Genomic DNA, 14,636 nt, shown 5'->3' with positions numbered 1-14,636 from the left:
CAGAAAGAGCCGCCGCAATCATGCAGACAACGAATAAGCGATCCAGACTGATGGAGCCTTCAGCCAAGAGTGTCTTGCTGACAGACCTGGCACGATGGGTCAGACGCCACGCCCTTGCACTGGCCTTCAGCCTCGGACTGATCCTGCTCAACCTGATCAGCTGGCTGCTGATCTGGCTGCTGCGCATCCCCGGCAGAAACCGGCTGGGCATGCCCCTGTCCGATTTGATCATTCGTCGGGCCTCCCGGCCCTTCCATGGACAGGGTCGCCCCCCGCTCTTGGTCCAGTTTGCACGCCTACTGGTGTCCTTGGTCATCACCCCCGGTCCCCTGCCGCTGGCTATCGACGTTGCCCTGGTGCTGGTAATGCTATGCATCGCCGAAACCAGGCTGGGGCGCAGGCGCACCGTGCTGGCAGCGGTCATCAGCGCTATAGGCGGCGCGGCGGTCGGTCTGATCATCTGCTGGCTGATCAACGCCCTCCAGAATCATTGGGCCTGGTTCATCAGAGTGCCCATGTCGCTCAGCCCCATCATCCTGGTGGTCGGTTCCCTGATGGCATCCATTCCCTTCAGCGACTTCCTCTGGCGACGCAGGATCGCCACCATCGGTTACACAGCCTTGATCCTTATGGTGCTCTACACCGGTAATCCGGGCTCCTACTGCGCCCTGGCGGCCGCGCTGATCGGGCACCTGACCGGGCACCTCTGGCACGGGCCAGTCCAGGATGCCAACCCGCATGGCCATAGCGGATCCTACGAGACCCGCCACCTGCTGGGAGCGGTCGCCACGGTTCTCGCTCTCGGCCCCCTGGTCACCGTTTCCTCCCGCATTCGCGCCGGCTTCCTGACTCCCTTGGGTACATTCATGGGCTCCAATACAGGCGGAAGCGCTGCACTGTCTCGCTGCCTTGAGGAAAACAACCAGGTCAGCTGCTACGCCCACTACGGCCTGGTCGCCGGCCATGCCCCCACTGGCATCTCCGCCCTGGTCATGCCCACCCTCGTTATGCTGGTTGCGGCTTGGGGCATCTACCATGGCCGACGGGTCGCCGCTGTCACCGGTGTGGTCCTCAACGCTTTGACCGTCGTCATGGCCCTGCTCTATTTCCTGGTATTCCCACTGACCATCGGCGAAGGCCTGAACCAGGCCATCCGTCACGGCGCCATGCCCTCCCTGCTGATCATCACCCTGCCTCCGCTGATTCTCAGCTGGTTCCTGGTGCGCAACCTGGGCATCTTCCTGGTCCGGACCAAGACCTCACGTCTGCAACTGGGCTGGGCGGCCATCGTCCTGGCCTTCCTGGCCACCGCCATGGGCTACATGGCCTTCACCGCCATTAGTCCGGGCTCCTTCAATCCACGGCCCACCACTAGCAGGGCACTCTCCCAGCTGCCCGGGCTCTATCTGCCCAATGGAGTGGCTTCACGTTTCCTTCCGACACTGGTGCCGCGCACTCCCACAGGCAGACTAGTCAGCCACGGTATAGGACTGATCTTCTGGCTGGTGGTCCTGGTGGTCCTACTCTCCTGGATGCGCAGCTCGGTCATCCAGAACGGCAGCGAACGCCAGGAGGCCGACAAGCTGGTCGAATACGGCGGTGAAAGCATGTCCTTCATGACCACCTGGGAGGGCAACAGCTACTGGTTCTCCCCCAGCGGCCACTCCGGCATAGCCTACCGGCTTTTGCACGGCATAGCCCTGACCACCACTGGCCCATTCGGCGACCCTGATGAATATGCGGACGACCTGGACGAATTCACGCGCTTCTGCACCGCCCACTCCTGGTCACCGGTCTTCTACAGCGTCCACAAGCCCCAACGCGATCTGCTGGCCGCAGGCGGCTGGTCCACCCTGACGGTCGGCACGGAGATGGTTGTCACCCCCAGCCTCTGGCAGACCAAGGGCAAAAAGTGGCAGGACATTCGCACAGCCATCAACAAGGCCAAGCGTGACAACATCACCGACGTGCTGACCACCTTCAACGACGCGTCTTGGGACGTCCAGTCGCAGATCGTGGACATCTCCGAGCAGTGGGCCGAACTCAAGGCGCTGCCTGAGATGAAGTTCACCCTGGGCGGCCTGGATGAGCTGAGGGACCCGCGCATGGCCATCCTCTACGCCGTGGACGACCAGGGCAAGGTGCTGGCCGTGACCAGCTGGATGCCCACCTACCGCCAGGGCCAGGTGATCGGCTGGACCCTGGACTTCATGAGGCACAGGACCGACAGCCCCAATGGGATCATGGAGTTCCTGATAGCACGCATGGCTGAGCGGCTGCGCGACCAGGGCACGGCGGAATTCATGAGCCTGTCGGCCGCTCCCTTGGCCGGCATGGACGGCGGCGAGGATCGGACCGCCTTCCTGCAGCATGCCCTGCATCTGGTGGCCGACCTGATGGAACCGGCCTACGGCTTCCGTTCCCTCTTCTTCTTCAAGAAGAAGTTCCAGCCCAGTGAGCACCCGGTCTATATCTGCTACCCCGACCCGGCCCAGCTGGCCCAGATCGGACTGGCCGTGGTCCAGGCCTACCTGCCCAATCTCAAGGCTTCGCAGGCCTGGGATGCCATCAAGACCATCATGCCCAAGGGCCGGGAGGATCGCTGACGTCTGTCTGACCGGAGCGGCCCCGACAACTGCTGCACAGGCCGTAGACCTCCAAGGTGTGCGAGGAGACCGTAAAACCATGTTCAGCCGCCACGTCCTTCAGCCAGCCATCGTCCGGCGGGCTGATCTCCACAGTCCTGCCGCAGCGTTCACAGACCAGATGATGGTGGTGCCTCCGCTGGGCCAGGCAGACCCTGTACAGGCGAATGCCTCCATGCTCAATGCAGTCCAGGCTGCCGGACATATGCAGGGACCCCAGCTGACGATAGACCGTGGCCAAGCCGATTCGCTGGCCTGAATCGCGAAGGAGCCTGTGCAGCTCCTTGGCTGAGACGAAGTCGTTCTGGGCCTGAAGAACCCTCCAGATGGCGTTCTTCTGCCGCGTCCGGCGACCGACGGATGAGCCAGCGTTCATGATTAGACACACTCCTTGGGCTCCACCAAGCCTACATCCGGATTGCCGTAACAGATGTGAGGATTCGGTTCAGTCCAGGTCGGACCAGCAGCCTGTGGCCTCCAGATCCTTGGCTGTCTGCTCGAGATCGTCGGTCAGCACGGTCAGATGCCCCATCTTGCGGTCGGTGCGCACTTCAGCCTTGCCGTAATCATGCAGGAACCATTCGGGATGCTCACCAAGCAACCTTCTGACCGGTGCCACATGCTGGCCCAGAACATTGACCATGACCGCGGGGCTGAGCAGGCGGGGATTGGGCAGGGGCCACCCGGCGATGCCCCGGACATGGGCATCGAACTGGTCCATGGAACAGGCCTCGATGGTGTAGTGACCGGAGTTATGGGGGCGTGGGGCCAACTCGTTGACCACCAGACCGCCATCGGGCATGACAAAGAGCTCAAGGGCCAAGGTCCCGGCCAGTTTGAAGCCGTCAGCCAGGGTCAGGGCCATGTCACGCGCCCGGTCGGCCATCCCAGGCTCGACCTGGGCCGGCGCCAGAGTCATGTGCAGGATGTTGTGACGGTGCTCGTTGCGCACCATGGGGAAGGTGACATAGTCCTTCCCGTTGCCTGAGACCAGTATGGAGGCCTCGAAGGCGAAGTCCACGAACCCTTCCAGCACGGAGGGCGGGAGGTCCCGGCCCTTCATCCGCGCCTGCAGGGCCTGAAGATCCTCCTTCGTGCGCAGGACCGCCTGACCGTGGCCGTCATAGCCGCCGGTTCGCGTCTTGAGCACAGCGGGCATTCCCAGCTCTTTCAGGGCTGAGCCAAGCTGTTCAAGACTGTCAACCTGCCTCCAAGGGGCGGTATCGATGCCATGGCGGTTGATAAAGGTCTTCTCGTGGACCCGGTCCTGGGTTACCCTGAGCAGATCGGTCCCCTGGGGAATGGCCACACGGTCCCTCACCTGATCCAGAGCGTCGGCATCCACATTTTCGAATTCGTAGGTGAGCACATCGCTGCGGTCGGCAAGCCTTTTGATAGCGTCGAGGTCGTCATAGTCGGCCGTCTCCTGGAAGTCGGCCACCTGGGCCGCGGGAGCATCGGGTGTGGGGTCCAGCACACCGATACGGAATCCGTGGTAGCGGGCGCTCAGGGCCATCATCCGTCCCAGCTGGCCGCCACCCACGATACCGATGACGGACCCCGGCTCCAGGTGGTCGATTCTTCCCCTGGTCTCCTCAGACAAGCTTGGCATTGGAAGCCTCCACGGATCGGGCCAGCTCGGCACGGTAGTCATCCAGGGCCTGAGCCAGCCTCGGATCATTGATGGAGAGAATCGAAGCCGCCAGCAGACCGGCGTTGGTAGCCCCGGATGCTCCTATGGCCGTGGTCGCCACAGGAATACCGGCAGGCATCTGCACAATGGACAGGAGTGAATCAACCCCGCTCAAGGCGTGGGACTTCACGGGCACCCCGATGACCGGCAGCGTGGTCTGGGCCGCCACCATGCCCGGCAGATGGGCTGCCCCACCGGCCCCGGCAATGATGACCCCTATGCCCTGGCTCCGGGCCTGATGCGCGAACTCCGCCATGCGCCCGGGTGTGCGATGGGCGGAGATGACCTCCTTGGTGTAGACGATAGCGAACCGGTCCAGCATCCGACAGGCTTCCTTCATCGTCTCCCAGTCGCTCGATGATCCCATGATCACTGCGACGCGTGCCCCTTCATGTGTATTGTCAGCCATTGGCCCTCCAATGTTCATGCACATTCGATACTACGCAAGACCGGGGAGAAGCCAGCCAATCGTGACGGTCCTATGGATGTAAGGGCCGGGCCTGGTGAACATCGAGCTTTCAGCGGTTCCAAACCCCTGTACCAGACCTAGAATCATTGGATTGCATTACAGAAACCGACAGGAGGGTTATGGGCAAGCTTCTGGACAGCATCGACTCCCCACAGGATCTGAAGGTTCTCTCTTCGGAAGAGCTGACTCGACTGGCCGGCGAGATCCGTCAGCTGCTGATCCGCTTCTGTCGACGTCACGGCGGCCACCTGGGCTCCAACCTTGCCACCATCGAGCCCATCATCGCCCTGCACTACGTCTTCGATATGCCTCATGATCATCTGATCTTCGACGTCTCCCATCAGGCCTACACCCACAAGATCCTGACCGGTCGGCGCCGGGCCTATACGGACCCTGGGTCACAGGAGGATCTGTCTGGATTCACCTCGCCCAAGGAGAGCCCCTACGACGACTTCATGCTGGGGCACACCGGCACCTCCATCGGCCTGGCCTGCGGAATGGCCGCCCAGCGGGATGCAACCGGCGGCAAGGCCAACATCATCGCCTTCATCGGTGACGGCTCCCTAAGCAGCGGGCCGGCCTTCGAGGGGCTGGACTGGGCTGCAGAACAGGGGGGCAACCTGATTATCGTGGTCAATGACAACGAAATGTCCATCGCCGAGAACCACGGAGGACTCTACAGGAGCCTGGCGGCCCTGCGTGCCAGTGGGGGACGCAGTTCAGACAATCCCTTCCGCGCCCTTGGATTGGACTACCGCTACGTGGAGGAGGGCAACCGCATTAAGGACCTGATCGAGGCCTTCCGTCAGGTCAAGGACACCGATCATCCGGTGGTGGTCCATATCCACACCCGCAAGGGCCTGGGGCTTGGGCAGGGCAGTCAGGGGCAGATCGGCCCGATTTCCATGGCCCAGGGCGATGGGCAAACAGCCCATATGACTTCCCTGCCGGATTTGCCCGCCGAAGGTCCGGTGGAGGCCAACCACTGGCAGGACGGCTTGGACTCTCTGGGTCGCCTGCCCAACTCACGAAAGACTTACGGAAGAATGGCCATGCAGGCCCTGGAGGCCAGGTTCCCACAAGAGCCGGGCCTGATAGTCATCTCCCCCGCCACGCCTCTGTCCAACGGTATCGATCCCGACTTCCGCCAGCGGGCCGGGAACCATTACCGGGACGTGGGTATCGCCGAATCTCACGCGATAGCCTATGCCGCGGGCATCGCCAAGGCCGGAGGCACGCCCGTGGTCGCCACTTCGGCCACCTTTTTCCAGAGGGCCTACGACCAGATCGAGCAGGAGATGGCCTTGAACGGCAGCGCGGTGACCCTGTTGGTTTTCTCAACCGGCGTTGCCAAAACCGATGCCACGCATTCAGGCACGGCCGACATGGTCATGATGCGAGGCATCCCCGGACTGATCTGCCTGGCTCCGACCAGCGGGGCCGAATTCCTAGACATGCTGGCCTGGGCCACGGGTCCGGCCCGGCAGCCCGTGGTCATCAGGGTGCCCGGCGAGCGCACGCTGGCAACGGAACGCGCAGGCAAGCCAATAGCGCCGGCAACCTCCGATCCCACGACCGGAGGCGAGCCTTGGGATCGTTACCGCATCCTGCAACAAGGCAGGACAGTGGCTCTGCTGGCTCTCGGCGATGCCCTGCCCCTGGGTCGTGACCTGGCTGATTCCTTGAAGTCGTCCCTGGGGCTGAAACCCACACTGGTGGATCCCCATCGCTATGACCGCTTGGATGAGCAGACCCTGGAGGCCCTGGCCAGCACCCACTCCCTGGTGGTCACCATCGAGGACGGCCAGCTGGACGGCGGCTGGGGTCAAGCCGTGGCTGCATACTACGGACCTAGTCAGGTTCACACCCTGGCCTTCGGAGCGGCCAAGGAGTTCAACGACCGTGTCCCCAAGACCACCCTGCTGGAAAGGTATGGCATGACCGTTCCGGCAATGACTCGAGCCATATCGGATGCCCTTACCGACCAGGCTTCATGGATCTGACCCGCCGGTGGACCCAGGCGGGTACAATGAAAGGGTTTGGCCCCGTAGCTCAGCTGGATAGAGCAACTGACTTCTAATCTGTAGGTCGAGAGTTCGAATCTCTCCGGGGTCACCAATTGCACTACGAACTCACTGCCTGTGCTTATTAATCTCTCGTATTGAGAATGCGGCAATGGTAGGCCCATCAATCAGTCGTCCATCACGGATCATATTGGTAATATCAGCTGACCGCAGCCATTGCAGATCCTCCAATTCCCAATCACCGCCTTGTTTGACGCTATCGAGTACAGGAATGGATGAAACGTCATCAAGCCGTATTTCCATCACCCGCACGTCGTCTTGAAGCACTCCGGCATCGGCATGAAGCCTGTGCAACTGACGGACGGCGTCAGGCTGAGCCCGCAATCCGGTTTCTTCGTGCAATTCACGGATGGCTGTGGTCTGAGGATTCTCGCCTTGCTCCCCCATGCCTCGCGGAAATTCCCACAGCCAGTCTTCTACAGCGACCCGCCAGTGGCGCGCTATCAGATAGAAGTCCTCCCCCCCTCGTTCTACGACCGTCACACAGATCACACCCGGTCGACCCTGTTTGACAGATGCCACGTGCAAGGTCATGTTTGCACCTGTGTCCCTCACCTTGACGTCCACAGCAGTCACGGTAAAGTCGGCTCCCCCGGCTTCCTCGAAGACTTTCCTACGCCTTATTTCCTGCAGAGGAACCCTAGGCCTCAACTCATCAGCGTTTTTCACAGTCACCTTCCTGGTCGATGATTACCGTTGAGCGAATACCATGGTTTGTGTTGCCGTATGCTGGTCGTGCATCCATTCCATCATTGTCAGCAACTCGGGAAATACTTCAATGAACCAGGCCGCAACCAATATCAGGACAATGGACATTGAGCCTGAAAAAATAATCTTGTCACAGATAACAGATATGGATGCGAGAATCAGTGTCGCAATGAACTGCTTGATGATTTTTGAGTTATCCAGCTTTCGATCAAGCTGCGATGCAAACTTCTGAACGCAATAGGCAATGTTACGAATATGCCGCTGCTGGTCAGAGTCAGGGGCGTTCGGTCGACAATTACGCCACTGCTGTATCGCATCTCTTGACTGATAACAGAACTGCACGAAACAGCCGGAAGGCATCTGCCCCAACAATTCTGTGACCTTGCCCGACAGCATCAATGAACGTCCACCTGCCCGGCCTGCATAGCGCTCATACGAATTCGGTTTGCTTTGCACGGCCATAAGGCAGCAGCCCAGGTAATCCGCCATTGCCAAGCGGTAGACGAACTGATACCAGTCCACCAGCGTTTGCTGGTCGCATTCCATGGTCCTATTGCAATCAGTCGTGCCCAAGGGCAAAGTAGAATGCCTGATAAGCGCAAAGGCCTTGGACCGCCGCGGCTCACGACATATCTTGTCCAAGACATCCCGAAATGCGGTCTTTTCTGCCTCGTCCGCCTTGGATGCGGAACACCAGGAACGCAGGCAATCGGCGTTTTCGCTGACAACAGGAAGAAAGGCATCATTAAAGCTACGGACGATGCCGGAATTCGACTCGGTTTGAGAACGTTGTTGCTCATACCTGATGAGACCCTTCCGTTCGGCATCTATCCATTCCTGCCAGCGCTGAGCCAGCAATTGGCAGGTACCCTCAGACGGATCCTGCTGGCAGTATGCAGCGTACAAGTATGCAATTCTTCGAGCTATCGACCAGTGATCGCCTGCATGCTCATTCAAGACAGCCTTGGCTTGTAGAGCAAATCGTTGACTTTCTTCAGAGGTGATGGTCTTCTGTAAAACCTGATATTCAAGCGGACGCAGCGTGCCTATATCCAGCAGGTTAACCGTCTCTTCTTCAGTCGAAGGTTGATGCTGATTATCAGGTGGCACTGTAGTGAAGCGCAGCAAGCACTGTTCCAAGGTCGGCTCTCTGCCGGATACGGTGAGGAAAGGCTTTTCATAACCATTCTGCCCGAGAAGATCAAGAACGACATCAGGACCAAACGCCAGAAAATAGACGCCATCCAAGAGCTCAGCATCAGTGACAAGAACTTGGGGACTATAGAGGAATGCCGTTCTGAGAATGCCTGCAAATCGTTCGAGAAACTGCGGATGCTGCTGAATGGTTCTCTCGCAGATGCTCACGCCGTCAGTACCATCTGACCAGAAGTCCGAATTCACCTCTGGAATGCGCTCTTGATCGCACTTTTGCTTATCCTGGTTGTTGCATAGAAGCCTGACCTGATTCCAATCGTTCAGCTGTTCCTCTGAATCGAAATTGGTCAGCATGATGGCATATGGGCATACGCTCTGACTCATGTCTTTATGCTAGACCTCGTGTTTGTCTGCTCGTTCAGGACATTCCCCCTTTAAAGCAGTACTAGCAACTAGTCATGAAAGAAAATGTCAAAAGGACCGATTGCGTTGGTCATTGAGACCCGGAATATTCTACGCCGCTGTTGCCGCTTCCCTTGGAGGTTATATGCACATGAGCGGAAACTTGAATATGCCCGTACCTATAAACGAGAACCTTGCTCACTGACCCTCTTTGCTGTCTGCAAGCTCACGCTCTGCTCTTGCAAGTCCTATTCGAGACACAGAACAAGCCGCCGGCAACGGCGTAGAGCGCATATCCATGGCCAAATAATCCTTAGCTCTATTTTCTAAGACTTGTCTGAGCAGTTTTCGCCAGGCCCCCCTCCCCTTAATCAAGCCCTCCCGGAGATATAATGGAACATTCCCACGATGGCATCCACAGGAAAGGCAACCATGAACGATTGGCATAAACCAACAGATCAGCAAGCAGGCGACAACCAAGACCCGGCTCAGGAAAACCATTATGACTCTGGCCACAAGGAATACAGTCAGGAGCCTGCCAACAACAACTACGAGTCCGCTTCCCAACAAGGGAATCCTTCGACAGCTGCCGATGGCTACCCTGATGCGGATCAGTCCTGGCAGGCTTCAAACGCCCAGGGAGGGCCGCAGAATCCCTATGGCCAAACCGCATATACGCCTCAATCCAACAGCACCAGCGGACCGGCCCAAATTCAACCTTGGCAGCTTCAGGCCCAATATATCAGCGGGCCGGGCATGTCGAACAAGTCGAAGGTCACGGCGGCCATCCTGGCTTTCTTCCTGGGCGGCTTCGGCATACACAACTTCTATCTGGGCAAGACCGGGCGCGGGGTAGCTCAGCTGCTGATCACCATCTTCGTCCTCTTCATCGGCCCTCTCATCTCATCAATCTGGGCCATCGTCGAAGGTGCGCAGATTCTTGGCTCACATCCAGGCTCGCCTTACCACATGGACGGCAAGGGACTCCAGCTGCAGGATTGAAGGCGACGGACGCCGCTTGATAGCATCACGACACCCGCAGGATGCCATGCGCACCCTTCTCGGCCAGGCTCATGACATGGTTGACTATGGAATAATCGCCTGGCTGATCGACCTTGAGCTCGATAAATCCGCCTTGGGCCGGCAGCAGGGGCAGGACCTGCGCTCCGGCCGATGAAGCGCCGGCAGAATTCACGCCTGCACCTCCGCCTATCAGATAGCGGCCCTCGGTCCAGACCGTATCGAACTGGGTGCCCACAATATGGAAGGACAGCGGCTGGTTGGGACCCGCATCCAGAACCCAAATGCGGACCCTTTGCCCCTTCCCCAGCTTGAGGGGGTGGGCGTCATATTGAAAGGCCCGTCCGTTGAAGGTCATGATATCCGGGTTCATGCCCGCCACCTTTTCAGCATCGGCGGTCCCTCCATTGGACCCCAGATAAATTTCGGACTGGACCAGAACATACTCCGCATTTACCGGCGGCAGGGTGCCGTCATCGACGACCACGGCCCCGTACATACCGTTGGCTATATGGTTAGACATGGGTTCGCTGCTGCAGTGGTACATCCAAATGCCTGCCCGATCAGCAGTGAAGGTGTACAGGAGCTCCTTGCCTGGCTCTATGTTGCGCATCATGGTCTGGGGGACGGCCGGTCCGGCATGAAAATCAATGGAATGACTCATGCTGCCCTTGTTTCTGATGGTGACTTCAAAGGTGTCCCCCACCCGACCTCTGAGCACCGGACCTTGAGCCAGGGGCCGCGACCCCTTATCCCGTGGATCGCCCGCATCGTCGAAGCTCCAGACCGTGCGATCAAACCCTGCTGCCACCTGCTCCTTGCGCTCTTTGACGTCCAGCGTGTATTTTCTGGTTCCAGCATTCCCATGATTGTCCAGTGGCGGAAGGGCGGCCTTGGCGGGGTCGCTCTTCTCAGCCTGCGACTTGAGCTTGGCGGCTGATGGGACATGGCTTTGCACTGCCTTCCCTGCAGAGGACCGACTTTGCTCGGCCACGGTTCCCCCCTTTGCCCTGATCTTGAGCTCCATGCCCATCTGACGATGCCCTGCCAAGGAGCACCAGCCCAGTGTGTCGCCCCCCAGGATTCCTACGTCAACCGAGACGCTCTGGCCTACCGGAACTGACCCCGTGCTCTTGCCATTGGCGAAAACCAGGTCATGCCGCTGATCTCCGGTGTTCTGAAAATTTACAACCAGCCGGTCGCCTGCCTCGATGGTAATGGTATCCGGCACAAAGGCCATCCCCTTTACTCTGATTGAAGCTCGGCTGATGTGACCCGTCGGCTGGACGCTCTTCGATGAAGCCTCCTGGACGCCCCCGGTGGGCGCAGCCCCGACCGAGACGGCCAGCGTCGGCCGCAGGGCCATCAAAACAACGGCGGCCACCAGGACCAGCACTGTAGCCGAGGTGGCAATCAGGTCCATCCGCAGGGCCAGGGTCCCAACATGTTCGGCTTGTGAACCCTCTGGCTGGCGCCGACGGTAGCGCTTGGATGCCAGGACCTGCTTGCCACGAGCAGCCAGGTAGACCACGGTCAGCATCATGGAGAGGATTCCCAGGACATTCAGCAGGTTCCCCGCCTTCCACAAGGGCGTGTAGAGCCGGATGGCTCCGAGGAGTCTGATCAGCAAACCGACCTGCATAAGCGCCCAGGCACCCCAAAGGAGCGGATGAAATGGCAGAGGCCTGCGAATGACGGAGGGGACGATCATGCAGACATGGGCAATGACCATGGTCATGATGAATCCCACAGCCAAGGCATGCAGTGCCATGTCGCCCCAGTAGGTGCTGGAATCCAGAGGTGCCGCCATCCAGATGAGGGCAGCCAGGAGCCCCCAGGCGTAGGCCGACAGCATGCAGGTGCCCATGAATCCTGGCAGGCCTCCATGACGGAAGGTGCCCTTGGCCACATCATGACTGGCCATGACCAGGAGGAGCAGTCCCAGGGACAGCCCCAGAAGCGGATAGCCGACCGAAGGCGCCATGGCTTGGACCGGCAGCATCAGGACCGCCAGGAGGCTGAGCCCCAGAATCCCCGATTCAAGACGGACATCCGAAAAGACCGCCCTGGCCAGTTCCACCCGTTCCCCCACGATGGTCAGAATCAGAAAGAAGAGCCAGGTTGGAGCCAGAACCGAGGCGTCCAATCCTGCAACCCATGCAGCAGCCCCGACCAGACCCACCAGGGATCCGAGGACCTGTATGAGCACCTCCGCAGAAGGCTGCCGACGCCAGATGGCCAAGTACATGGCTGTCAGGACCAACATGGACAAAGTCCACGGAATGCCGCCAAAAAACTCCACTCTGACCCATGCCGGGGCAGCAGCGGGGCTCGAAACCATCAGCGACAGCAGGCAGAGCAAAGACCCCAGCAGACCCAAGGCAGGAGCGAGAAATCCCCATGTAGGTTTGCTGGATCCCCCGCTGCGGTAGGCCACTGCCCTTTCAAGACCAATGGCAGCGCCCAAAAACCCATAGACCATGAGCCCGCCGTGCAGATCAGCCAGGGGTACCTTGCCTGAGGGATGGATCAGATCCGCGCGGATCAGCGCAGCAACAAGGCCAAGCATCGCAGCCAGGCCTGCGCCGATGAGGAGGACCATCCTGGACCTGGGCAAGGCCGTCCTGCCGCCGGACTTGCGCATCTTCGGGTCATTGTGCATGGGTCTGTCCGCCTTGTCCTGGTTTGATAATAAATTTGATAGTTATACAATTTAATCGATGAGTCAGGAAATTCAAGCCCGTAAACAACTGGTCCAAGCCCACGGCAAGCGCAGAAGCGGTGAGGAGATCCGCTCCGCAATCTTGGATTATCTGCATATGGCGGCCGAACAGACCGGCACAGGTCTGACCGCACAGCAGATCGGAGCTGCCTTTGGCATCCATCCGACGACCGCTCGTTTCCATCTTGAACATCTGGTCGAACAGGGCGAAGCAGTCCGCCGGAGAAACGACAGCGATGGTCAATCAGCCGGACGGGGCAGACCGCCTGTCATCTACTCCCCCACATCCACAAACCACACCCAGGAGGATATGATCTCCTCGCTCTGCATGGCTCTGGAAACCGCCTGCCCCGATACTGGCAGTAGGGATAGGGCTGCACTGAAAGCAGGTCAGGCCTGGGGCCGTGCCCTGGCCAGACAAAGCAGGGGGAATGCAAAAAAGGGTGTGTCATCGAGCATGAAGCAGACACTGTTGAACACTTTGGCCACCCTGGGGTTTGCTCCGGTTACGGCAGAACCGGATTCAGCGAGTCTGTATCTGACCTCATGCCCCTTCTTGGACAGCGTCAACGCCCATCCCATTATCTGCACAATCCATCTGGGTATGGTCCAAGGAATCGTGGAGGGCAGCAGCAAGGCGGCCAAGGATCAAAAGGCCCGTGTATTGCTGAAACCCCTGTCATCGCCAAAAGGATGCTTCTTGAAAGTAGCGAAAGTGGACAACAAACCAAGGAGGAAAGTAAAGCAATGACCTACGTGATTGCCCAGCCCTGCGTGGACGTCAAGGACAAGGCCTGCGTGGACGAATGCCCGGTGGATTGCATCTACGAGGGCCCCAGGAATCTATACATCAACCCCAACGAATGCATCGACTGCGGCGCCTGTGAGCCGGTCTGCCCCGTGGAGGCGATCTTCTATGAAGAGGACCTGCCAGAGGAATGGACCTGGTTCAAGGATGCCTCCGAAGACTTCTTTGCCCAGGTCGGTGATGCCGGCGGCGCCCAGGCCCGGGGACCCTATGATCACGACCATCCACAGGTCGCCGCCCTGCCCCACCAGGATAACTTCGTCTGCATCCAGGCGGAATCACGCGGCCAGCGCGCGGTCTGGGTACGCAAGGACCAAACGGAATGAAGGCCGGTTCAAGCCAGGACGGTCACCTGGTCTTCCCTGACTTTTTGGACCGCCCTGTGGATCAGGCCGCCCGGATGCTTCTGGGCTGCCTGATCATCCGGGACTACGAGTCGGAAGGTGAACAGGCCAGGGTTCGGATCGTGGAAACCGAGGCCTACGATCAGAATGATCCGGCCAGCCATGCCTATCGCGGGCGATCGGCCCGCAACGATGCCCTTTTCGGCCCCAGCGGACACATGTACGTCTACTTTACCTATGGAATGCACTACTGCATGAACGTCTCCTGTCAGGAGGACGGATTCGGCGCCGGGGTACTGATTCGAGCCTGCCAGCCAGTGCAGGGTCTGGATCTTCTACGCAGCCACAGGCACGGCAGTCACCCGGATCGGGAACTAACCAACGGCCCCGCCAAGCTCTGCCAGGCATTGGACATAGACAAGCGTAACTACGGCCATGACCTCAGGAAACCGCCCATACGCCTGGCAGCCGCAGGGCTGAATCAGGACGAGACCATCACGGCAACCCCGCGAATAGGCATCTCCCATGCCAAAGAGACCCTACGACGGTTCGTCATCACCGGTAACCGCTACCTGTCGCGATGAAA

At 59.5% G+C, this 14,636-nt stretch carries 12 protein-coding genes and 1 tRNA gene; 7 read left to right on the top strand and 6 right to left on the bottom strand.

Annotation, left to right across the window (positions count from 1 at the left end):
• The first annotated feature begins 20 nt into the window (after positions 1-20).
• Positions 21-2,606 (top strand): bifunctional lysylphosphatidylglycerol flippase/synthetase MprF, encoded by a 2,586-nt coding sequence (locus H3U89_RS06235; protein ID WP_198180197.1) that lies wholly within the window; start codon positions 21-23, stop codon positions 2,604-2,606.
• Here the strand turns inward: H3U89_RS06235 and H3U89_RS06230 are convergent.
• The 3 genes from H3U89_RS06230 to purE all read right to left on the bottom strand — a co-directional run bounded on the left by H3U89_RS06230 (position 2,578) and on the right by purE (position 4,747).
• Positions 2,578-3,021 (bottom strand): Fur family transcriptional regulator, encoded by a 444-nt coding sequence (locus H3U89_RS06230; RefSeq protein ID WP_198177442.1) that lies wholly within the window; start codon positions 3,019-3,021, stop codon positions 2,578-2,580. The genes H3U89_RS06235 and H3U89_RS06230 overlap by 29 nt on opposite strands.
• Positions 3,022-3,090: 69 nt before the next feature.
• Positions 3,091-4,257 (bottom strand): 5-(carboxyamino)imidazole ribonucleotide synthase, encoded by a 1,167-nt coding sequence (purK, locus tag H3U89_RS06225; RefSeq protein ID WP_198180199.1) that lies wholly within the window; start codon positions 4,255-4,257, stop codon positions 3,091-3,093.
• Positions 4,241-4,747, bottom strand: a complete 507-nt coding sequence (purE, locus tag H3U89_RS06220) for a 5-(carboxyamino)imidazole ribonucleotide mutase (RefSeq protein WP_024626635.1) — start codon at positions 4,745-4,747, stop codon at positions 4,241-4,243. Before purE ends, purK begins: the two co-directional genes overlap by 17 nt.
• A 179-nt stretch (positions 4,748-4,926) precedes the next feature.
• Here purE and H3U89_RS06215 point away from each other — a divergent pair, with 179 nt between their 5' ends.
• Both H3U89_RS06215 and H3U89_RS06210 read left to right on the top strand, forming a co-directional pair.
• Positions 4,927-6,810, top strand: a complete 1,884-nt coding sequence (locus H3U89_RS06215; RefSeq protein ID WP_198180201.1) for a 1-deoxy-D-xylulose-5-phosphate synthase — start codon at positions 4,927-4,929, stop codon at positions 6,808-6,810.
• A 38-nt stretch (positions 6,811-6,848) separates the two neighbouring features.
• Positions 6,849-6,925, top strand: a tRNA-Arg gene (locus H3U89_RS06210).
• 14 nt (positions 6,926-6,939) lie between these two features.
• Here the strand turns inward: H3U89_RS06210 and H3U89_RS06205 are convergent.
• Positions 6,940-7,425, bottom strand: coding sequence for an NUDIX hydrolase (locus H3U89_RS06205; protein WP_198180203.1), 486 nt, complete (start codon positions 7,423-7,425; stop codon positions 6,940-6,942).
• Positions 7,426-7,581: 156 nt separating this feature from the next.
• Positions 7,582-9,138 (bottom strand): hypothetical protein, encoded by a 1,557-nt coding sequence (locus H3U89_RS06200; RefSeq protein ID WP_198180205.1) that lies wholly within the window; start codon positions 9,136-9,138, stop codon positions 7,582-7,584.
• Between the two features lie 450 nt (positions 9,139-9,588).
• Between H3U89_RS06200 and H3U89_RS06195 the strand changes: the two genes are divergently transcribed.
• A complete protein-coding gene (locus tag H3U89_RS06195; protein ID WP_198180207.1) occupies positions 9,589-10,158 on the top strand; it encodes a TM2 domain-containing protein in 570 nt (189 codons plus the stop codon).
• Between the two features lie 25 nt (positions 10,159-10,183).
• Here H3U89_RS06195 and H3U89_RS06190 read toward each other — a convergent pair whose 3' ends face one another.
• Entirely contained in the window at positions 10,184-12,838 is a 2,655-nt protein-coding gene (locus tag H3U89_RS06190; RefSeq protein WP_198180215.1) for a multicopper oxidase domain-containing protein, read from the bottom strand.
• A 58-nt stretch (positions 12,839-12,896) separates the two neighbouring features.
• On the opposite strand from H3U89_RS06190, the gene H3U89_RS06185 reads away from it, so the two are divergent.
• Genes H3U89_RS06185 through H3U89_RS06175 form a run of 3 tightly spaced genes read left to right on the top strand, consistent with a single transcriptional unit; the run spans position 12,897 to position 14,634 of the window.
• Entirely contained in the window at positions 12,897-13,649 is a 753-nt protein-coding gene (locus H3U89_RS06185; RefSeq protein WP_198180217.1) for a helix-turn-helix transcriptional regulator, read from the top strand.
• A complete protein-coding gene (gene fdxA, locus H3U89_RS06180; RefSeq protein ID WP_198180219.1) occupies positions 13,646-14,032 on the top strand; it encodes a ferredoxin in 387 nt (128 codons plus the stop codon). Before H3U89_RS06185 ends, fdxA begins: the two co-directional genes overlap by 4 nt.
• A complete protein-coding gene (locus H3U89_RS06175; RefSeq protein ID WP_198180221.1) occupies positions 14,029-14,634 on the top strand; it encodes a DNA-3-methyladenine glycosylase in 606 nt (201 codons plus the stop codon). Before fdxA ends, H3U89_RS06175 begins: the two co-directional genes overlap by 4 nt.
• Positions 14,635-14,636 lie beyond the last annotated feature (2 nt).

Source organism: Bifidobacterium sp. W8104 (assembly GCF_016100735.1).
GTDB classification, from domain to species: domain Bacteria; phylum Actinomycetota; class Actinomycetes; order Actinomycetales; family Bifidobacteriaceae; genus Bombiscardovia; species Bombiscardovia choladohabitans.
This window is presented reverse-complemented; position numbering and strand designations above follow the sequence as displayed.

Excerpts from the sequence above, each read along its gene's own strand:
- H3U89_RS06235 (WP_198180197.1), top strand. The coding sequence starts at position 21 with ATGCAGACAACGAATAAGCGATCCAGACTGATGGAGCCTTCAGCCAAG.
- H3U89_RS06230 (WP_198177442.1), bottom strand. The coding sequence starts at position 3,021 with ATGAACGCTGGCTCATCCGTCGGTCGCCGGACGCGGCAGAAGAACGCC.
- purK (WP_198180199.1), bottom strand. The coding sequence starts at position 4,257 with ATGCCAAGCTTGTCTGAGGAGACCAGGGGAAGAATCGACCACCTGGAG.
- purE (WP_024626635.1), bottom strand. The coding sequence starts at position 4,747 with ATGGCTGACAATACACATGAAGGGGCACGCGTCGCAGTGATCATGGGA.
- H3U89_RS06215 (WP_198180201.1), top strand. The coding sequence starts at position 4,927 with ATGGGCAAGCTTCTGGACAGCATCGACTCCCCACAGGATCTGAAGGTT.
- H3U89_RS06205 (WP_198180203.1), bottom strand. The coding sequence starts at position 7,425 with ATGACCTTGCACGTGGCATCTGTCAAACAGGGTCGACCGGGTGTGATC.
- H3U89_RS06200 (WP_198180205.1), bottom strand. The coding sequence starts at position 9,138 with ATGAGTCAGAGCGTATGCCCATATGCCATCATGCTGACCAATTTCGAT.
- H3U89_RS06195 (WP_198180207.1), top strand. The coding sequence starts at position 9,589 with ATGAACGATTGGCATAAACCAACAGATCAGCAAGCAGGCGACAACCAA.
- H3U89_RS06190 (WP_198180215.1), bottom strand. The coding sequence starts at position 12,838 with ATGCACAATGACCCGAAGATGCGCAAGTCCGGCGGCAGGACGGCCTTG.
- H3U89_RS06185 (WP_198180217.1), top strand. The coding sequence starts at position 12,897 with ATGAGTCAGGAAATTCAAGCCCGTAAACAACTGGTCCAAGCCCACGGC.
- fdxA (WP_198180219.1), top strand. The coding sequence starts at position 13,646 with ATGACCTACGTGATTGCCCAGCCCTGCGTGGACGTCAAGGACAAGGCC.
- H3U89_RS06175 (WP_198180221.1), top strand. The coding sequence starts at position 14,029 with ATGAAGGCCGGTTCAAGCCAGGACGGTCACCTGGTCTTCCCTGACTTT.